Raw genomic sequence first — 19,105 nt, forward strand, 5'->3', positions numbered from 1 at the left:
AGGTCCCGGCGCGTGAAGTAGCCCATGGCCAGGCGGCCGTTGACCCGGACGAAGCCGTCCATGCGGCCCCCGTTCCACTCCTCGTGCATGGCCTGCCAGGAGTGGAGCGGCCGCGTCAGCGAGCCCACCCGGCGCGAGGGGAAGGGGTACGGGGCGACGCAGCCGCCCCGTCCGTCGGGCAGGCAGGCGCCCGGGGGGATGCCGTCGGCACCGGGAAAGCCGGCGCCGAAGTACTGGTCGAAGGAGCGGTTCTCCTGCATCACCACCACGAAGTGCTCCAGGGCCCGGAAGCCTTTCACGGCCGGTTCACCCCCCTCGGGTCGACCGAGACCACCCGAACGGGTGAGCGAAGGACCACCCGGTTTGGCTCTGCTCGGAGCATGCAGGGTAGCCTACGGTGACCATGGTGAGGTAGGTCTATGCGCAGGCACCTGCTGGCGCAACTGGCCATCCTGGTTGCCTCCTTCCTTCTGCTGGGAGGCCTAGTCCTGGGCCAGGTGGACGCCGTGGTCGGATCGCTCCGCACCGACCTGGACCGCTGGCTCCAGGCGGTGGAGGCGGCGGCCCACACGCGCTCCGCGCTGGGCGACCTGCGCCTGGCCGAACTGGAGATGGTGACGGCGCCTGACGCCGGCGCCCGACGGCAGGCGGAGCAGGAGGCGGCCAGCGCCGCTGACGAGGCGAGCCGCTACCTGGCTCTCTACCGCCGGTCGCTGCCCGATCCCTCCGCCCTGGACGCCTTTCAGCGGGACTTCCAGTCCTACCTCGACTACCACGCCCGCCTGGTGCAGGCGGTGGAGAGCGGTTCCACCGCCCGGGCCGAGAGCCTCTTCCGCCAGGGCGCCGGGCCGGTGGCGCGGCTGGAGGAGACCATCCATTCGCTGCGCCACATGGACTACCGCGACGCGGTGGCTTCGGAGAGCATCGCCGGCGGCCTGCGCGATCGCCTGCTCGCCCTGATGGTGGCGGCCGGCGCGGCCGTGGTGGGCATCGACCTGGTGCTGGGGCTCAATCTGCTCGGCTCCTTCCTGGCGCGCCTGCGGGGTCTGCGGCGGGCGGCCGCCGACGTGGGCGAGGGACGCTTCGACGTGCAGCTGGGACCGCCCGTGCGGGACGAGCTGGGCGAGGTGGAGGAGGCCTTCCGCACCATGTCCGCCACGCTGGCGGAGAAGGAGGCGGAGAACCGGCGCCTGCGCGAGGCCCGCGAGCGCGCCGAGCGCGAGCGGATCGAGCTTCTCTCCCGCCAGTTCGACGCCGTGGTCGAGGCCCAGGAGCAGGAGCGTCAGCGGATCGCCCGCGAGCTTCACGACGAGGCCGGGCAGCGGCTCACGTCGCTCCAGTACGGGCTGGAGTTCCTGCGCCGGGCGCTGGCGGATCCGGCGCTGGCGGAGCGGGCCGGCGGACTGGGGGAGCTGGCGCGCCAGACGATGGCCGCGCTCCACGACCTGGCCGTCGACCTGCGCCCGCCGCTCCTCGACGACGCGGGGCTGGAGGCGGCGCTGCGCGAGTACGCCCACGACTTCGCGCAGCGCTACCAGGTGCCCACGGAGGTGGAGACGCGGGGGCTCGAGGGTCTCCCGCCCAGCGTCCAGCTCCTCCTCTTCCGCGTCGTCCAGGAGGCGCTGACCAACGTGGCGCGCCACGCGCACGCCCGCCGCGCGCGCGTGGAGGTGGTGCGCGAAGGGGAGCGGCTCTACGGCCGCGTGGAGGACGACGGGGTCGGCTTCGAGACCGGCGGCGAGGCGGCGCGGCAGGGGCGGCGCTGCCTGGGCCTGGCCGGCATGCGGGAGCGGGTGCGCATGCTGGGCGGCCAGCTGGCCGTCCGCTCGGCGCCGGGCCGCGGCACGGTGGTGGAGTGGGAGGGTCGCCTCGGCGCCGGCCTCGCCGCAGGCCTCGAGGCCGCCTCCCCCGGGGAAGAGAGGCGGGCGAGGGGATGAAAACGATCCGGGTCTTCGCCGTCGACGACCATCCGGTGGTGCTGCAGGGGATTCTGGCGCTCCTGGAGCAGTCGCCGGGCATCGAGGTGGTGGGCAGCGCGCTGGACGGGACCTCCGCGCTGGAGGCCGTGGGGCGCGTGCAGCCCGACGTGGTCCTGCTCGACGTCTCGCTGCCCGACGTCAACGGGATCGAGCTCTGCCGGCGGATCGCCACCCTGCCGGCGGAGCGGCGCCCGGCGGTGGTGATGCTGACCGTCCACCAGACGGCCAGCTTCTTCTTCCAGGCGCTGCGCGCGGGCGCCCTGGGCTACGTGCCCAAGTCGGCCCCCTTCGACGACGTGCGCGAGGCGATCGAGTCGGCGGCGCGGGGGGAGACCTACCTCCACCCCAGCGTCGCCGGCTACCTGGTCAGCGCCTTCCTGGGCGGGGGGGTGCCGGCGGAGGGGGAGACGCCGCTGGCCCGCCTGAGCGAGCGCGAGCGCGAGGTGCTGGGCCTGCTGGCGCGGGGGCGCTCGACGCGCGAGATCGCGGCCGAGCTGGGCCTCAGCCCCCACACCGTCCACAAGCACCGCACCAGCCTGATGGCCAAGCTGGGACTCCACTCCGCCTACGACCTGCTCCGCTTCGCCGCCTCGCTGGGCCTGGTGGGGGGTGTGGAACCGTGAGGACGGAGTTCGCCGCCGGAGGCGAGAGCGGCCGCTACCCCGCCGGCTCGCTGCGCTGGATCGGGACGGGTCCGCCGCTCCTCTTCCTGGTGGTGCTCAGCCTGGCGGAGCTGCTCCTCTTCGACCGCCTCCTGCCGCGCGGCCTTTCCACGCTGCTCACCCTGCTCCTGGCGGCGGTGGGCATCCTGGCCTACGGCTTCCACGTCTCGCGGCTGATGGAGGGAGCCGAGCGCCAGATCCTGGCCATGTACGAGGAAGCGGCCGAGCAGAACCGCCAGCTGCACGCGCTCCACGAGGCGGGACTGGCCATCACCTCCAACCTCTCGCTGGAGACGGTGCTCGAGCGCGTGCTCGACCTGAGCCTGGCCATCACGGGCGCGGGGAGCGGCGCGGTGGCCGTCTACGACGCGCGGGGGGAGACGCAGCGGCTGGTGACGCGAGGCCGCCGCTCGCCGCTGGAGGCGCCCGAGATGTTCGCCCTGCCGCTCCGCTACGGCCAGACGCCGGTCGGCATGCTCTACCTGGCCGACCGGGCGCAGGGCGTCTTCGGCCCGCGCGAGGAGTCGGCCGCCCGGAAGCTCTCGGCGCATGCGGCGGTGGCGGTGATGAACGCGCGCCTGCACGAGGAGGCGGCGCGCGCCGCCATCCTGGAGGAGCGCCACCGCCTGAGCATGGACCTGCACGACGGCGTGCTGCAGGAGCTCTACGGCATCGCCCTGCGCGCCGAGGACATGCTGGCCGGGCTGCCGCCCGGCGGCGGAGACGAGGGGCTGCGCGAGCGGCTGGAGGCCTTGGTGGAGGCGGTCGACCGGCTGGAGGGCGCCATCCGCCGGACGGTGCAAGACCTGCGCGAGGGCCTGCCGCGGCCGGTCCCGCCGGCCGAGGCGGTGGAGCAGGCGGTCCGGGCGCTGGATCTGGACGGCCGCCTGGAGATGGAGGTGCAGCTGGACCGGGAGCTGGGCGAGCTGCCCGGCGAGCAGGCGGAGACGCTCCGCTTCGTCGTCCGCGAGGCGCTGGCCAACGTCCTCCGCCACGCCCGGGCGCGCCGGGTGCATCTGGAGCTGGCGCGGCAGGAGCGCTGGCTGCGGATGGAGGTGCGGGACGACGGCGTCGGCTTCCGGCCGGGGAGCGCGGAGGGGAGCGAGGCCGAACCCGGGGCGGCCTCCCACCACGGGCTGGCGAACATGCGCAGGCGGGCGGAGAGGGCGGGAGGGCGGCTGGAGGTGGAGAGCGCCCCGGGGCGGGGGACGCGGCTCGTCCTCCTGCTTCCTGCGACTCCGGCCGCGCGGAGGTGAGGCGCGATGGCAGCGCCGGGCGGCGAGAACGGTCCGGTGCGGGTGCTGGTGGTGGACGACCACGAGGTGGTCCGGGTGGGGCTGGCGGCCCTCATCCGCCGCCAGCCCGACCTGCTCTGGGCGGGCGAGGCCGATGGCGTGAAGGCGGCGGTTCGGGTGGCGCGCGAGTGCCGGCCGCACGTGGTGGTGATGGACGTGCGCCTGCCCGACGGCGACGGGGTCGAGGCCTGCCGGCTGCTGCGCGAGAACGACCCGGACTGCCGCGTGCTGATGCTCTCCAGCTTCTCCGACGCCGCGGCGGTCCGCGCCTCCATCCGCGCGGGCGCCTCGGGCTTCCTGCTCAAGCGGGCGCACAGCGATCTCCTCATCCAGGCCATCCGCATCGCCGCCGCCGGCGGGACGGTGCTGGACCCGCAGATGACCGGCGAGATCCTGGCCGCCCTGCGCGGCGACGGGAAGGACCCCCTGGCGGCGCTGAGCGAGACGGAGCGCGAGGTGCTGGAGCGGATCGCGCGCGGCGAGACCAACCGGCAGATCGGCGAGGAGCTCCACCTCAGCGAGAAGACGGTCAAGCACTACGTCAGCAGCATCTTCGACAAGCTGCAGGTGCGGCGCCGGAGCGAGGCGGCCGCCCTGGCGGCGCGGCGCCTGGGCGAGGGGTAGGGCCGTCGCCGCCGGAGCGCTCCCGCGGCCCTCCGCGCCTGGCAGCCAGGCACCCCCGCCCGGTGGCGGGGGCGCCTCGCGGCTTTTCGGCGGGCGGCCCGGGCCGCCCGCGCCTCAGTCCGGAGAGCCGTGGTGCGCCAGCGTCAGCAGCCGCTCATAGACCCCCACCCGGCGGCGGAAGCGGCCCCGGGGCCGGTCGACGGCGTACATGGCGAAGCCGATCATGAAGAGGGCGGCCAGCGCCACGGCCCCGCCCAGCAGCCGCGCGGCCAGGGGCGGCTCCATGGCCAGGGCGACGCCCCAGACCGCCGCCAGGAAGTAGGCCGCCGTCAGCCACCGCCCCGCTCCCCGTGCGCGCGCGCAGCTCTTCACGGCGCCCCCGCCCCCTCGTTCCCGGTGACGGTGAAGGCGAAGTGGAGGGCGGGCAGCGTCCGTCCCGGATGGTCGCGGGCGTAGGTCAGCTGCGGCCGCGCGTAGACCACCGGCTGCGCGTCCTGCCCCTCGTAGATCACCGGCACCAGGTCGATCAGGTGGACGCCCGGCGCGCCCGAGGCGGTCAGCACGATCTGCACGTCGCCCGAGCTGTTAAAGCCGCAGGCGTAGCCCAGGTAGCGGTCGTCGTAGAGCAGGGCGTAGGTGTTGTCATAGGCGGCCCAACCCACGCCCTTCAGGTGGATGGTGAAACGGGTGCCGGCCGGCCCGCCAGAGGGCGTCACGGAGACGATGGAGGGCTGGATGACGAAGGCGCCCACGGCCACCGTCCGCCCGCCCGCCTCCAGCGCCAGCGGGTGGGTCCCGCCCAGGTCGTCGGGGATGGCCAGCGTGGCGTCCACGCGCCCGTCGGCGCCGACCCGCAGCTGCCCCAGGCTCTTCTCCACCGTCTTGCGGCCCTGGCCGCTGACGCGGTTGCCGTTCTCGGTGGTCCAGACGATCTCCGCCTGGGCGCCGGCCGGGAGGCCGGAGGCCTGGAGCCGGACCTGCGTGCCCACCGGGCCGTAGCCGGGGCTGACCGAGAGCGGCTGGGCGCCGTCCAGGGCCGGCGCGGGAAGCGGCTTCTCCGCCATGAGCGGGTCCGAGTAGGCGGCCGGCACGGGAGCGGTGGGCGGCGTCACGTCCACGAGCCAGGCGGCGTCGGGGATGCCGCCGTAGGGCGACTGCTGCGGGTTGAGATAGGGGAAGCCGAGCAGGCCCCGCCAGACCTGGACCAGGTGCTGCCCCGCCGGCCCCGCCGCGCGCAGGGTCGCCTCGGCGGTACCGTGCGTCGTCACGGCCGTCAGGATGCCGGCGAAGCCGTTATCCCAGGCCACCTCCCAGAGGGAGCCGTGGTAGTTGTCCATGCCGAGCCCGGTGGCCCGGATGGTGATCGTCTCGCCGACGGCCGCCCGGGTGGTGCTGATGGTGAACTGCGGGCGGATGTCGAAGCTGGCGCTGGGCGCCTGGGCTTCCGCGGTTCCGGCCGCCGGGCCCGCCGGCAGCGCCCGGATGACGTGGGGACCGCCGAAGTCCTCCGGCACCGTCCACTCCAGGCGGAAGGAGCCCCGGCTGTCGGCCCGGACGTCGGCGATGCTCCGCTCCGCCGGGCGGTAGCGCGCCCCCTGGAGCTCCGTCGCGCCGCTCAGCTGCCAGCGGCCGTCCGCCGTCTCCCAGACCAGGTGCAGCGCCGCGCCGGTGGCGAAGCCCGTCCCCTGGAGGAGCAGCGGCGTCCCGGCTGGCCCGGAGTAGGCGGAGAGGGTCAGCTGGCCGGCCGGGGCCGCTGCCGCCGCCGTGGCGTGCGTCCCGGTGGTCCGCGAGGAGGCGGGGGCACCGCTGCCGCAGGCGGCCAGGAGGAGGCCGAGGGCGAGGAGGAGCGCTCCCGCGGTGGCCCCGCGGCCGCGCCGCTGGCGCCGCGACATGGTCGGCACCGTTTCCTTGCGCAGGTCTGCGCGCATCGCTCGATCCCGTCCCTTCCCGTAAGCGGGCGGCACGGGCGGAGGCCCGCGCCGCCCGTCCGCCTACCGGCCGACCAGCACCACGGGCGAGAGCGCCGTACCGGTATTGGGGTCGGTCACGTTGTCGGCCACGGTCGCCTGGACCTGCAGGTAGCCGCCGCCCGCGGGCGCCTGGAAGAGCCCGACCCAGGCCTTGGCCGTGGCATCGTAGTGGAGCTGGACGGTCGCCAGCGGGTGGGCGAACTTGCCGCTGAGGGCGTCGTAGTCGCCCTGCCAGCCGACCACCGCGCTGCCCGTCCCCTGCGTGACCGGCGTCGGCGGAGGCAGCTTCTCACCGCGTGCCTCGTACTGCGGATAGGTGGCCTGCGCGCGCACCTCCACCGGGGAGCCCGGGGCGACCGAACCGGCGAAGGGCTTGCCCGTGGCCGGGTCGACCAGCGCCACCTGCATCTTGAGGCGGGCCGGGACGACGGTCAGGAGGGACGGCTGTACGTTGAAGGGGGTGAAGGTGCCGGTCCGCCCGGCCTTGTCGACCGCCTTGACCGTGTAGTCCACCGGGCCCGTCTTGGCGTCGAAGGGGATCTGCCAGGAGACGGTCCAGAACTGCGGTGGGTTGGCGCTCTTCCCGTGCGGCCCCAGCTTCATGGCCAGCGGCTCCATGCCGGGCACCAGCACGCTCAGCTGCGCGTCCGGGACCATGGCGCCGTTGGCGTCGACCGCCTGCACGCGCCAGACCACCGTCTGGCCGCGCTGGAAGGTGTTGCTCAGGACGCAGCCCAGGGAGCTGCTGACGATGTCGCCGCTGACGATCAGGTGCTCGCCGCCCCCGGCCGACTGGTTGATGTGCGCCAGCGAGGCCGAGGACATGGTGCCGATGATGAGGACGACGGCGACGACGGCCACCGTGATCACCGATCGGGTGTTGGGTCTCATCCGTTTCCCTCCTGTCCGCCTCTCGGCCGGTCGTCCCGGCCCGTCTCCGCGCCGCTCACCCCAGCCGTGCCGGGCCGAGCAGCGCCAGGGCGGCCTTGGCCGCGGCCGGCGTCGACTGGTACGCCTTCCATGTCAGAAAGACCATGGCCAGCACCACCAGCACCCCCAGCAGGGTGGCCAGCGGCCGGTTGAGCGGGTGGCGGTAGGGACCGTGGTCCAGGAAGGGGACCGCCACCAGCAGCCCCAGTGCGACCAACGGGATGGCGCCGATCACCCATCCCTCCACCGAACCCGGCACGTACTTCAGGAACTGGAAGAGGAACATGAAATACCATTCCGGCCGCGGGACGTAGGCGGTGTTGGAGGGGTCGGCGATGCCCTCCGAGACGGCCGGCCGGAAGATGCTCAGCGCGATCAACACGAGAAGGACCAGCAGCGAGACGGCCACGTCGGCCGAGATGGTATAGGGGAAGAAGGCCTCGCCGTGCTCCTTCTGGTGCTTGTAATCCTCCTCGTAGATGGCCCGCTGGATCTCGTTCATCCCCGCGCCCCCCTCTGCGCAGCGGCGGGCCGGCTGCCCGGCGCCCGGTTCTCGTACATCAGACGCTCCTGGAGGGCCGGCTTGGGCGGGGTGGAGATGCCCAGGCGGATGACCAGCACCAGGTGGAGGGCGATGAAGAGGACGAGCAGTGCGGGCACGAAGAGCATGTGGATGGCGTAGAAGCGGGGCAGCGTCAGGACGCCGATGTTGGGACCCCCGCGCAGCAGGCCTTCCAGGAAGCTGCCGACGAAGGGCACCGCCCCGACCATGTTGGTGCCCACCGTCGTCGCCCAGTAGGCCTTCTCGTCCCAGGGCAGCAGGTAGCCGGTGAAGCCCATGACCAGCACCAGGAAGAGAAGCACCACCCCGACGATCCAGGTCAGCTCCCGCGGATACTTGAAGGAGCCCATGAAGTAGACGCGCAGCATGTGCAGAAAGACCAGCACCACCATGGCGCTGGCGCCCCAGTGGTGGAGGCTGCGGATCATGGGACCGAAGGCCACGTGGTTCTCGATGAACTGGATGCTCTGCCAGGCGTTGTCCGGGTTGGGCGTGTAGTAGAGGGCCAGGAACATGCCGGTCAGCGCCTGCAGGACGAAGACGAAGAGGGTGGCGCTCCCGAGCGTGTAGGCCCAGTTCACCCCCTCCGGGATCGAACGCTCGAAGATGGCCGCCCAGGCCGCCCGGTAGCCCAGCCGCCGGTCGAGCCAGTTGCGGAAGCCCCCTCCCGATCCCTGGTTCATGCCGCTTCCTCCCTTCGCGCTCGCGGGACGCCGCCGGAAGCGCGGCCCCGGCGCGGTTCGGGCCTCATACCGGCACCTTCTGGGCGACGCCCAGCTTGAAGTCCTGGTAGCGGCAACTGAGCCGGCCGCCGCTCACCTTGAACTCCAGCGCGTCCAGCGGCCGCGGCGGAGGCCCGGCGAGCACGTGGCCGTCGATGGCGTACTCGCCGCCGTGGCAGGGGCAGTCGAAGGTGTGGCTGCCGGCCTGCCAGGAGTAGACGCAGCCCAGGTGGGTGCAGTGGCCGTTGAAGACGCGGACGTCGTTGGTCCCCTGGTTGCCGCGAACCACCCAGACGTTGCCGGCCTTCGACTCCTCCTTCCACCCGTCGCGGCGGGTGATGACGAACTGGACGTTCTTGGGCACCCCTGGCTCGAAGCTGTCCAGCGGTCCGAGATCGACCCAGTCGGAAGTCGGAGCCTCGAAGGCCGGCGAGGCCGCGAAGCCGATCAGCTGCGTCCCCAGGACCACGGCGACCAGCCCGGCGCTGCCGCCGATCATCCAGCTGAGCAGCGAGCGCCGGCTGAACCGCACCTCTTCCGGCCCGCCGCCGTCGGCCCGCCGGAGGCCCGGGCTCTCCTCCCGAGGAGCCATCCCGTCTCCCCCTTTCCGGTTCTGCTTCACCACGATCGTAGGGACCGCCGTGATCCCCCCTCCACGTGCAAACGGTCCATCCGGGCCGGGCCGGATGGACCTTCGCACATACCACCTTCGGGTGAGCCGGATAACCCCCGGAGAGGTGCCGGAGAGGGCGCGGGCGCCGCCCGCCCCCCGCTAGGCGCTGCGGCTGGCGCCGAAGGCCCAGGAGGCGAGCAGCAGGAGGAGGAAGGCGGCGGCGGCGGTGACCGCCAGGTCGAGGCCGAGGGAGAACTGCGTCAGGAGGGCGGCCAGCCGCGACGAGCCGTAGACGATGTGCCTCAGCGCGTCGATGCCGTAGGTGAGCGGGTCGGCGTGCATCAGGGCGGCCAGCCAGGCAGGCATGCCGCGGATGGGGTAGAGCGCCCCCGAGAGAAAGAACATGGGCATGACGAGGAAGTTCATCACCACCTGGAAGCCCTGCATCGACTCCATGCGGCTGGCGATGAGGATGCCGAGGCCGACCAAGGCCAGGGAGATGAGCGCCAGCACGCCCAGCATGCCCAGGAAGGCCAGCGGCCCCAGGCGGACGCCGGCCGCCGGCGCCAGGAGGAGCAGGAACGCTCCCTGCGCCGCGGCCACGGTCATCCCCCCGGCCGCCTTCCCGGCCACGATGGCCCAGCGCGGCACCGGGCTGACCAGCACCTCCCTCAGGAAGCCGAACTCCCGGTCCCAGACGATGGACATGGCGCCGAAGAGGCTGGTGAAGAGGACCGACATGCCGACGATGCCCGGGAACATGTAGGCCAGGTAGTCGGCGCCCCGCGCGGCGTTGAGCGTGAAGCCGCTCCGGATGCCGTTCCCCACCAGGAAGAGGTAGAGGAGCGGCTGCGCCACCATGCCCACCACCCGCGAGGGCTCCCGCAGGAAGCGGAGCACCTCCCGCAGCCAGATGACGTAGGCGCCGCGCAGCGCCCTCACCGGTGCCACCTCCCCATCCCGCGCCGGGCGGGCTGCGCCGGCCCCTCATCGCGCAGCTCGCGCCCCGTCAGCTCCAGAAAGACCGTCTCCAGCGTCGGCCTCCGCACCTCCACCCGCCGCACGCCCGGACCGAAGGCCTCCACCACGCGCGGCAGGAGGCGGTCGGCCTCCCGGCAGCGGATCTCGAAGCGGGGCGCGCTTCCCCGCACCTCGACGCCCAGCGCCTCGGCCCAGCCGGGATCGGCGGGTGGGGCCGCCGCCTCCACCAGGATCCGGTCCGAGGCGACCTGGCGCTTCAGCGCCTCGGGCGTGTCCAGGGCGACGATGCGCCCGTGGTCCATGATGGCCACGCGCTCGGCGTACTCCGCCTCGTCCAGGTAGTGCGTGGTCATGAAGACGGTCACCCCGTACTTCTGGGGCAGCTCCCGGATCAGCTCCCACATCTGCGCGCGCGACTGCGGGTCGAGGCCCACCGTCGGCTCGTCCAGAAAGAGCACCCGGGGCGTGTGGATCAGCCCGCGCACCAGCTCCAGCCGCCGCCGCATGCCTCCCGAGTAGGTGCGCACCCGGTCGCCCGCCCGTTCCTCCAGCCCGGCCAGGCGCAGGAGAGGCGCCGCCCGCTCCCGCACCTGGCCGGCCGAGAGACCGTAGAGGAGGCCGTGGAAGACCAGGTTCTCCATGGCGGTCAGCCGGTCGTCCAGGGTGGGCTCCTGGAAGACGATGCCGATGGCCTGGCGCACGCGCGCCCGCTCCCGCACCACGTCGTGGCCGGCCACCGTCGCCCGCCCGCCGCTGGGCTCGAGGAGCGTGGCCAGGATCTGGATGGTCGTCGTCTTCCCCGCCCCGTTGGGTCCCAGGAAGGCGAAGAGCTCGCCCTCGCGGACGGCGAAGCTCACCCCGCGTACGGCCTCGACCCCGCCGTAGCGCTTCTCCAGACCCTCCACCGCGATGACGTCGGCCGGCACCCTTCCCTCACCCGCCCCCAAAGAACTCTTACCGTCCCTGGGGAGAGCCGCCTTCGCCAGCGGACTCCCCCGTGCCCGGGCGCGGGCACATCCGTACCATGCGCGAACTGCGGGAAGCGGGCAAGCCCAGGGCCGTGCCGCCCCTAGGCATCGAAGACCCCCATGCTGAGATAGCGCTCGCCGGTGTCCGGCGCGACCGCCACCACGCGCTTGCCCGGGCCCAGCTCCCGGGCCACCCGCAGGGCGGCGAAGGCCACGGCGCCGGAGGAGGGGCCGCAGAGCAGCCCCTCCTCCCGCGCCAGGCGGCGGGTCGTCTGCCAGGCTTCCTCGTCGCTCACGTCGACGATCCGATCGTAGACGCTCCGGTCGAGCACCGGCGGGATGAAGCCGGGGCCGAGGCCGGGGATGCGCGAGCGGCCGGGTTCGCCGCCCGAGAGGACGGGCGAGCCGGCCGGTTCGACGGTGACCACCAGCAGGTCGGGCAGATGGCGGCGAAGCTCCTGGCCCGTGCCGGTGAGCGTTCCGCCGGTGCCCGCCGCGGCGACGAAGGCGTCCAGGCGGCCGCCCGTCGCCTCCAGGATCTCGGGCGCGGTGGTCCGGCGGTGCGCCTCCGGATTGTGCGGGTTCTCGAACTGCTGCGGCAGGAAGGCGCCGGGCGTGCTCTCCGCGATCTCCCGCGCCACCCGCACCGCCCCGGACATGCCCTCCTCGTCCGGGCTGAGCACGACCTCGGCACCGTAGGCCCGCAGGAGCTGGACGCGCTCGCGGCTGGCGCCCTCGGGCATGACGATGAGGGCGCGGTAGCCGCGGGCGGCCGCCACCATGGCCAGGGCGATACCGGTGTTGCCGCTGGTGGGCTCCACGATGAGCGAGCCGGGGCGGAGCCTGCCCTCCGCCTCGGCGGCGCGGATCATGAAGAGCGCCGCCCGGTCCTTGACGCTGCCGCCGGGGTTGAAGGACTCCAACTTGAGGCAGAGCTCCGCGCTGCCCGGCTCGGGCAGGCGCCGGAGCCGGACCATGGGCGTGTGGCCGATCAGCTGCGTCACGTCGTCGACGATGGGCATCGCGACACCTCCTCTCCCGCCGCGCGCTGCAAAGCGTGCCGGCGCGGCCGCGCGCTCAGATCTGCTCCGCTGCCTGCAGGATGTCGGCCAGCAGGTCGCCGGGCTCCTCCAGGCCGACCGCGAAGCGCACCAGCCCCTCGGTGACACCCATGGCCTCCCGCTCCTCCGGCGGCAGCGAGCGGTGGGAGGCGATCCAGGGGTAGAGGCAGAGCGTGTAGACGTCGCCGACGGTGGTGGCCGGCACCACCAGGTGGAGCGCCCGCAGGAAGCGGAAGACCCCCTCCCGGTCGCAGCCCAGGTCGACGCTCACCACCGCTCCCGGGAGCCGCTCCGGGTAGAGCCGCCGCACCCGCTCCGCGTCCGGATGGTCGGGGAGGAGGGGATGGACGACCCTGCGGAAGCGGCCGGAGTCGCGCAGCTCCTGGGCCAGCCGCCAGGCGCTGGCCGACTGGCGCTGGAAGCGGAGCGGCAGCGTCTTCAGGCCGCGGTGGAGGAGCCAGGCCTCGAACGGCCCCAGGTTGTCGCCCAGCAGCTTCTGCCGCGCGTAGAGATCGCGGATCCTCTCCCGCGGGCCGACCACCACCCCGCCGGTGGCGTCGCCGTGGCCGCCCAGGTACTTGGTGGCCGAGTGGACCACCAGGTCCGCGCCCAGCTCCAGGGGACGGCAGAGGAGGGGGGTGGTGAACGTGTTGTCCACGATCAGCTGGGCCCCGTGGGCGTGGGCGGCGCTCGCCAGCGCCCCGACGTCGACGACGCGCAGGAGCGGGTTGGAGAGCGTCTCCGCCACCACCGCCCGCGGCCGGTGCCGCTCCAGGAGCGGCTCGTAGGCCGAGGGGTCGGTCAGGTCGGCCGTGACCGCCTCGACCCCGAAGCGGCCGAAGACGTCGCGCACCAGGCTGACGGTGGCGCCGTAGAGGTCCCGGCTGAGGAGGACGCGGTCGCCGGGCGCCACGCCCGCGCCAAGCAGGGCCGCCGCCAGGGCGGCCATCCCCGAGGCGTAGGCGCGGGCTGCCTCGGCCCCCTCGAGCAGCGCCACCGCCTCCTCGAAGGCGGCCACGGTGGGGTTGTGGTGGCGCGTGTAGGTGTATCCTTCGAGGCTTCCTCCCAGGATGGCGTCCATCTCCTCGGGGTCCGGTGCGACGAAGGTGTTGCTGGCGTAGATGGGGCTGACCGTGGGGGTGAAGGGGCGCTCCGGGCGCCGTTCGCCCGCATGGACCGCCACGGTGGCCGGGGCGCAGTCGCGGAGTTCCAAAGCCCGTTCCTCTCTTCCCTGAAAATCGACCCCATCCGGCGCCGGCCGGTCCGGGCCGGCCGCCGGAGGCGGGCGGAGCCGGCGCGCGGGCGCGGCGACTCCCGTCCGCCTCCGCCTAGGGGGCGGTGGTCCCGGGGCGGCCTCCGTCCTGCGGCAGGCTCTTGAGACGCAGATACCACTGCTTGTATACGAGACCCTGCCGTTCGGCCTCTTCCTTGGACTGGATCTGGTCGGCGCGGCCCGGCGCGGGGACCACCACCGGGTCGCCCGGCCGCCAGTCGACGGGCGTCGAGTAGCCGGTACGGGCGGTGGTCTGGAGGGCGTCGAAGACGCGCAGCAGCTCGTCGACGTTCCGGCCGAGCGAGAGCGGGTAGTAGATCAGGGCGCGCACGATCCCCTGGTCGTCGATGAAGAAGACGGCGCGGACGGTGGCCGTCTGCGACTCGCCGGGGTGGATCATCCCGTAGAGGCGCGCGACGTGCATGTCCAGGTCGGCGATGATCGGGAAGGGGACGGGGTGGCCGAAGATCTCGGCCATGTCGCGCGTCCAGGAGAGGTGCGAGGGGACGCTGTCCACCGAGAGCCCGATCAGCTGGACGTTCCGCCGCTGGAACTCGTCGTGGCGGGCGGCGAAGGCGCTGATCTCCGTGGTGCAGACGGGCGTGAAGTCGGCGGGATGGGAGAAGAGCATCACCCACTTCCCCCGGTAGTCGGAGAGCCGGACGACGCCGTGCGTGCTGGGCGCCTCGAAGTCGGGCGCCGGCTCGCCGATGCGCGGCAGGGCGGCGGGGGCCGCCGGCTCGTGGATGGCCATGGATACCCACCTCCTCGGTGCTTTGCGCCAGGATAGACCATATTGCCGATCGGAGCAATCGGAATTAAGCTCACGGCCGAGAGGCGACGACCCATCGCGCGGCACCGGCGGAGCGGTGCGCGGAGGAGGCGGGCACGTGATTCGGCTTCGCTGGCCCGAGGAGTTGGTGCGCCTGACGGGCGCGGAGTGCGTTTGGCTGCCGCCCGGCCGCCTGGGCGAGCTGGCGGGGGGGCTGCGCGCGGCGGGTCTCGGGCCGCTCGGGGCGGCGCTGCTGGCGCCGCGGGCGCGCCTGGCCCTGGGCGCGGAGATCGTCCACGCCGATCCGGACCTGGAGTTGCCGGACGGGGCGGAGGTCGCCCTCCAGGTGCCACCGTTGCGGCCGGAGGACCACCTCACCCCGGAGGCCTGCCGGGAGTGCCTGGAACGGGGCGCCCGCCTGGTCGACGTGCGCGAAGCCGAGGAGTTCGCGCTGGGCCGGATCGCGGGAGCCGAAAGCCGGCCGCTCTCCGGCTTCCCGGAGGTCATCCGCGATCTTCTCGCCGGCGCAGACCGTGAGCCCATCTTCGTCTGCCGCAGCGGGACGCGGACGATCTGCGCCCTGGTCCTCTACCGGCTCTGGGGACGGGACGACGGCAAGCACCTGGCGGGCGGGTTGAAGGCCTGGCAGGCCCTCTACCCGATCGAGGGCCTGCCGGTGGCGTGAGAGCTCCGGCGGGACGGAGGAGGGGGAGGGAGGGGAGCCGTACCGCTTCCTCGGATCCGCCACAGCGCGGGAGAGGAGGCCGGTACCGGTGGAGGAAGTGCGCGTCGGCGTCGAGGTCGACCCCCGCGGGCGCGCCCTGGCCTGGGTTCGCGAGTGGCCGGGATGCACCAGCCATGGTGAGAGCGAGCGCGAGGCGCTGGAGCGGGTACCGCAGGCGCTCCAGGAGTTCTGGGCCTGGCTGAACGGGCACGGGGATCCGGAGGCGCCGCCGCCGGACACGGAGGTGCGGATCGGCGCCGTGGAGCGCTCTCCCGTCGAATCCGACCTGCGGGAGGCGGACAGCGAGGGCTTCTTCTCCTTCGACAGCGAGCCCCTCGAGCCCCGACTCCTGGCCCGCGCCAAGCGCTTCCGCGCTTACGCCCGCGCGGATGCCCTGGCCCTGCTGGCGGAGCTGGGCGAGGAAGACCTGCGGCATCCGGTGGGTCGAAGCGGCCGGACGGTGGGTGCCACCTTCGACCACATGGCCATCGTCGACCTCTGGTATGCGCAGCGCGCAGGCGTACCCGCCTCCGCCGAGTGGCAGGCCTTCCTGCTCACCGCCCTGGGCGAGCTAGCCGACGGCTGGGTGCACCGTCGGCTCGAGGCCGACCCCGTCACCGTCCGCCTCTTCCCGCCGGATGTCTGGGGCGACGGGCGGGCCGAGCGATGGACGCCGCAGAAGACGCTGCGACGCTTCGTCTGGCATGATCTCCTCCATCTTCGTGCCATACGAAGGACGCTCGCCGGGACCGGCCCCGGGACCGGCCGCGGGGACCGGCGCTGAAGGCCGCCCGGCAGCAAGGGGTGGTCCGGATTGGGCGACGGAGAGGTGCACCTTTCGCGGCGGCTGCGGGAGAGGCGACGGACGCGAGCCTTCCGCCACTTCTTGGCCGGGCAGACGATCTCCGGCTTCGGCACGCAGATCAGCTATTTCGTCCTTCCCGCCGTCGCCGTCGCCCAGCTCCACGCCACTCCGCAACAGATGGGACTCCTCGGCACCGTCGAACTGCTGCCCGTGCTCCTGGGAGCCGCCCTCGTCGGCGTCTGGGTGGACCGCGTCGACCGGCGCCGCCTCATGATCGCCGTCGACGGCTTCCGGGCGCTGCTCATGGGATGCGTCGCCTGGCTGGCCGCAGCGGGCAGGCTCTCGATGCCGGCCCTCTATCTCGTGGCGCTGCTCTCGGGGGCGGCGTCCATCGTCTTCGATATCGCCCGTCAGGCCTTCGTGCCGACCGTCGTCCCCCAGGAAGCCCTGCCCGACGCGAACGGCAAGTTCGAGCTGAGCGACGCCGTCACCAAGCTGGCCGGACCCGCTCTCGGTGGCGCGGTGCTGCAGGCGGCCTCCGGCGCCGCGGCCGTCGCCCTGGACTCGGTCTCGTACCTGGCGTCGTTGGTCACCCTGCTGTGGCTCCCCTCCCCTACGCCAGAGTCGCGCCCGGAGAGGCCGGGAAGCGGTCCGGCGTACCTCTGGGCTTCTCTTCGGGAGGGGTGGACCTTTCTCTGGAACCGGAAAGCCTTGGCGCGTGCCGCCGTCAGCTCCGCCCTGTCCAATTTCTTCGCCAGCATGGGCGAGGCCGTCTGGATGATTTACGTCATCCGTGAGCTCCACGGGACGGCGGCTGTGGCCGGAACGATCCAGTCGCTGGGTCACGTGGGCGGTATCGCGGGGGCGGCGGTGGCAGGTTGGATCGGCGGCCGGATGGCGGCTGGCGGCTCGATGCTCCTGGGCAGCGTGCTGGCGGCGCTGGGATGGTGGTCGACGGCGGCCGCGCAGTGGCACGTCGCCGGGACGCTCCTCCTCGCTCTGGGGGGATTCCTGAACGCTTTCGGTGTCACCGTTTTCAACGTCAGCCAGTCAAGCCTGCGGCAGAGGGTGACGCCGGCAGGGATGCTGGGCCGCGTGGGCGCGACGGTGCGGTGGCTGAGCCGGGGTGTGATGCCGCTGGGAGCGCTGGCGGGGGGGTTGGTGGCGGGTGTCGCGGGCGTTTCCGCGACCCTGCTGCTGGCGGCCGGCGGTCGCACGTCGGCCGCGGCCTGGCTGATCGGAGTGGTGGAGGATGGCGGCCTTGACGCGGGCGGCGGCACGAGGGCGGCCATCGAGTACCTTGCTAAAGAGGCCTGCCGGGTTTTCGATCCGGGGATGGTGAGGTATCCGCGACGGGAACGGGACGGATGACTCGGGAGGAGCCCGGCTGAGGCCCGCATGGATCCCTGCATGCTCGCCAGACGACGGATTGGCGCATGGCGGTCGGGTTCGCGAGCAACCGCACGGAGGCTGCAGAGGCCGTCTCGGGCACGGTCCTGCCGCGGAGGCGGTGGAGAGACGGGCGGATCGCTCCCGGTAGAGTTTGCAGAGCGGCCGTTCCCTGCCCAGGAGTTCCCGCGGAGCAGCGGCGCGTCGCGCCCGGGCAGGGGGCGGAGAGCGCCGGAAGCCCGGAGCGCGACCGGGCGTCGACCTGAAGGGGCCGGCTCCGGCTGGCCTGCGCCCGGCAGGTGCCGGTGGGACCGACCGGGGAACCCTGCCGGCCTCCCGCCCGTATGGAGGGTGGAAGCCGGAGACGACGGCGGTTGGAACCTCTTCCCCTCATAACTTTTCGAGGGCAGGCGGAACCGGTTCGAAGCCGGAGCCGTCTAGCAGAACAGGAAGCCCTTCCGCCGCCCCGGACGGCGGCCGATCGGAGGCGCGACACGTGACCCCCCCGGCGCAGCGACGGTACATCCCCGGCCTGGACGGCCTTCGCGCCCTGGCCGTCATCGCCGTCGTCGCCTATCACCTGGGCCTGCCGCAGGCGGCCGGTGGCCTCCTCGGGGTCGATGTCTTCTTCGTGATCTCCGGCTACCTGATCACCGACCAGCTGGTGGCCGAATACCGGCGGAGCGGGCGCATCCACCTCGGCCAGTTCTGGCTGCGGCGGGCGCGGCGGCTCCTGCCCGCGCTCTACTTCATGCTCCTGGCCGTGGCCGCCTGGCTCGCGCTCTTCGACCCCGCACGGCTGGCGAGCCTGCGCGGGGACCTGCTGGCCGCCTTCCTCTATGTGAGCAACTGGTGGTTCATCTTCCACAAGGTCTCCTACTTCGCCCGCTTCGGGCCGCCCTCACCGCTGGGCCACCTCTGGTCGCTGGCGGTGGAGGAGCAGTTCTACCTGCTCTGGCCGCTGCTGCTCCTGGCCGGCCTGCGCCTCTTCCGCCGGCCGCGCCGCCTGCTCCCGCCCGTCCTGCTGCTCGGGGCGCTCTCGGCGCTGGCTATGGCGCTCCTCTTCCAGCCGGGGGGCGACCCGACGCGGGTCTACGACGGCACGGACACGCGCGCCTTCGCCCTCCTGCTGGGCGCCGCCCTGGCCCTCCTGGGGCCGGGCGGGGAGGGGACGGGGCGGCGCCGCGCGGCGCGGCTGGGGGCGGACCTGGCGGGCGCGCTGGGGCTGGCGGTCATCGTCGCCGCCGTGGCGCGGAGCGACGAGTACGGAAGCTTCCTCTACCGCGGCGGCATGGTGCTGGTCTCGCTGGCCGCCGCCGCTGCCGTGGCCGCCACGCTAGGCGAGGGGCTCCTCGGCCGCCTGCTGGCCCTCCCGCCGCTGCGCTGGGTCGGGCTCCGCTCCTACGGGATCTACCTCTGGCAGTACCCGGTCATCGCCCTGAGCACGCCGCCGGCGGAGATGGGGAGCTTCGCGCCGCTGCGCGCCGGCCTGCAGGTGGCCGCCACGCTGCTGCTGGCGGCCTTCTCCTACCGCTACGTGGAAGAGCCGCTGCGGCGCGGGAAGCTGGGCCGCTGGCGCGAGCCCCTGGCGGGGGGAGGAGCCGGGCGCCATCCGGCGGCGCGCGGCTGGGCGACGGGGGCGGTGGCGCTGCTGGTGGTGGGCGTCGCTTCCTGGGGCCTGGCGGGCTGGGGGGCGGCGGGCGCCCGGAGCGCCCTGCCGGCCTCGGATACGGGTGAGCTGGCCGGCTGGACGGGAAGCCTCCCGGCTGCGGGCG

The 19,105-nt window shown here is 73.5% G+C and carries 19 protein-coding genes and 1 pseudogene; 8 read left to right on the forward strand and 12 right to left on the reverse strand.

All coding sequences use genetic code 11. The features are described 5' to 3' along the window. On the reverse strand, window positions 1–299 hold a 299-nt coding region (locus K6U79_06710), incomplete at its 3' end, for a phospholipase (protein ID MCL6522054.1). 120 nt (window positions 300–419) lie between these two features. Between K6U79_06710 and K6U79_06715 the strand changes: the two genes are divergently transcribed. Genes K6U79_06715 through K6U79_06730 form a run of 4 tightly spaced genes read left to right on the forward strand, consistent with a single transcriptional unit; the run spans window position 420 to window position 4,560 of the window. Further along, window positions 420–1,937 (forward strand): HAMP domain-containing protein, encoded by a 1,518-nt coding sequence (locus K6U79_06715; GenBank protein MCL6522055.1) that lies wholly within the window; start codon window positions 420–422, stop codon window positions 1,935–1,937. Beyond that, window positions 1,934–2,602, forward strand: coding sequence for a response regulator transcription factor (locus K6U79_06720; protein MCL6522056.1), 669 nt, complete (start codon window positions 1,934–1,936; stop codon window positions 2,600–2,602). The genes K6U79_06715 and K6U79_06720 overlap by 4 nt, the downstream gene beginning before the upstream one ends. After that, entirely contained in the window at window positions 2,599–3,897 is a 1,299-nt protein-coding gene (locus tag K6U79_06725) for an ATP-binding protein (protein MCL6522057.1), read from the forward strand. Before K6U79_06720 ends, K6U79_06725 begins: the two co-directional genes overlap by 4 nt. 6 nt (window positions 3,898–3,903) lie before the next feature. Then, on the forward strand, window positions 3,904–4,560 hold the full coding sequence (locus K6U79_06730) for a response regulator transcription factor (GenBank protein ID MCL6522058.1): 657 nt from the start codon (window positions 3,904–3,906) through the stop codon (window positions 4,558–4,560). A 114-nt stretch (window positions 4,561–4,674) separates the two neighbouring features. Here the strand turns inward: K6U79_06730 and K6U79_06735 are convergent, their stop codons facing one another. From K6U79_06735 to K6U79_06785, 11 genes are all read right to left on the reverse strand, one after another. Next, a complete protein-coding gene (locus K6U79_06735) occupies window positions 4,675–4,932 on the reverse strand; it encodes a hypothetical protein (GenBank protein MCL6522059.1) in 258 nt (85 codons plus the stop codon). Then, window positions 4,929–6,461 carry a hypothetical protein gene (locus tag K6U79_06740; GenBank protein ID MCL6522060.1) on the reverse strand — a complete coding sequence of 511 codons (1,533 nt, stop codon included), beginning with the start codon at window positions 6,459–6,461 and terminating at the stop codon, window positions 4,929–4,931. Before K6U79_06740 ends, K6U79_06735 begins: the two co-directional genes overlap by 4 nt. A 90-nt stretch (window positions 6,462–6,551) precedes the next feature. Then, window positions 6,552–7,421 carry a hypothetical protein gene (locus tag K6U79_06745; protein MCL6522061.1) on the reverse strand — a complete coding sequence of 290 codons (870 nt, stop codon included), beginning with the start codon at window positions 7,419–7,421 and terminating at the stop codon, window positions 6,552–6,554. A 55-nt stretch (window positions 7,422–7,476) separates the two neighbouring features. Beyond that, complete coding sequence (locus K6U79_06750; protein MCL6522062.1) at window positions 7,477–7,962, reverse strand: hypothetical protein; 486 nt, start codon at window positions 7,960–7,962, stop codon at window positions 7,477–7,479. Further along, window positions 7,959–8,705, reverse strand: a complete 747-nt coding sequence (locus K6U79_06755) for a cytochrome b N-terminal domain-containing protein (GenBank protein ID MCL6522063.1) — start codon at window positions 8,703–8,705, stop codon at window positions 7,959–7,961. Before K6U79_06755 ends, K6U79_06750 begins: the two co-directional genes overlap by 4 nt. A 64-nt stretch (window positions 8,706–8,769) precedes the next feature. Next, window positions 8,770–9,336 carry a ubiquinol-cytochrome c reductase iron-sulfur subunit gene (locus K6U79_06760; GenBank protein ID MCL6522064.1) on the reverse strand — a complete coding sequence of 189 codons (567 nt, stop codon included), beginning with the start codon at window positions 9,334–9,336 and terminating at the stop codon, window positions 8,770–8,772. 180 nt (window positions 9,337–9,516) lie between these two features. Continuing rightward, window positions 9,517–10,299 carry an ABC transporter permease gene (locus K6U79_06765; protein MCL6522065.1) on the reverse strand — a complete coding sequence of 261 codons (783 nt, stop codon included), beginning with the start codon at window positions 10,297–10,299 and terminating at the stop codon, window positions 9,517–9,519. Further along, complete coding sequence (locus tag K6U79_06770; GenBank protein MCL6522066.1) at window positions 10,296–11,264, reverse strand: ATP-binding cassette domain-containing protein; 969 nt, start codon at window positions 11,262–11,264, stop codon at window positions 10,296–10,298. Before K6U79_06770 ends, K6U79_06765 begins: the two co-directional genes overlap by 4 nt. Window positions 11,265–11,407: 143 nt before the next feature. Continuing rightward, window positions 11,408–12,328, reverse strand: coding sequence for a cysteine synthase A (gene cysK / locus K6U79_06775; protein MCL6522067.1), 921 nt, complete (start codon window positions 12,326–12,328; stop codon window positions 11,408–11,410). Window positions 12,329–12,383: 55 nt separating this feature from the next. Then, a complete protein-coding gene (locus K6U79_06780) occupies window positions 12,384–13,580 on the reverse strand; it encodes a PLP-dependent aspartate aminotransferase family protein (GenBank protein ID MCL6522068.1) in 1,197 nt (398 codons plus the stop codon). Between the two features lie 115 nt (window positions 13,581–13,695). Continuing rightward, a complete protein-coding gene (locus K6U79_06785) occupies window positions 13,696–14,394 on the reverse strand; it encodes a peroxiredoxin (protein ID MCL6522069.1) in 699 nt (232 codons plus the stop codon). A gap of 136 nt (window positions 14,395–14,530) precedes the next feature. Here K6U79_06785 and K6U79_06790 point away from each other — a divergent pair, with 136 nt between their 5' ends. The 4 genes and pseudogenes from K6U79_06790 (at window position 14,531) to K6U79_06805 (ending at window position 18,894) form a co-directional block, all read left to right on the forward strand. After that, window positions 14,531–15,097 (forward strand): rhodanese-like domain-containing protein, encoded by a 567-nt coding sequence (locus tag K6U79_06790; GenBank protein MCL6522070.1) that lies wholly within the window; start codon window positions 14,531–14,533, stop codon window positions 15,095–15,097. Window positions 15,098–15,185: 88 nt separating this feature from the next. Beyond that, window positions 15,186–15,920, forward strand: coding sequence for a type II toxin-antitoxin system HicB family antitoxin (locus K6U79_06795; GenBank protein ID MCL6522071.1), 735 nt, complete (start codon window positions 15,186–15,188; stop codon window positions 15,918–15,920). 102 nt (window positions 15,921–16,022) lie between these two features. After that, window positions 16,023–17,312, forward strand: a complete 1,290-nt coding sequence (locus K6U79_06800; protein ID MCL6522072.1) for an MFS transporter — start codon at window positions 16,023–16,025, stop codon at window positions 17,310–17,312. A gap of 514 nt (window positions 17,313–17,826) precedes the next feature. Continuing rightward, window positions 17,827–18,894: pseudogene (locus K6U79_06805) on the forward strand (acyltransferase). Window positions 18,895–19,105: the final 211 nt, after the last annotated feature.

It is taken from the genome of Bacillota bacterium (assembly GCA_023511835.1).
GTDB lineage: Bacteria > Bacillota > Sulfobacillia > JAIMAT01 > JAIMAT01 > JAIMAT01.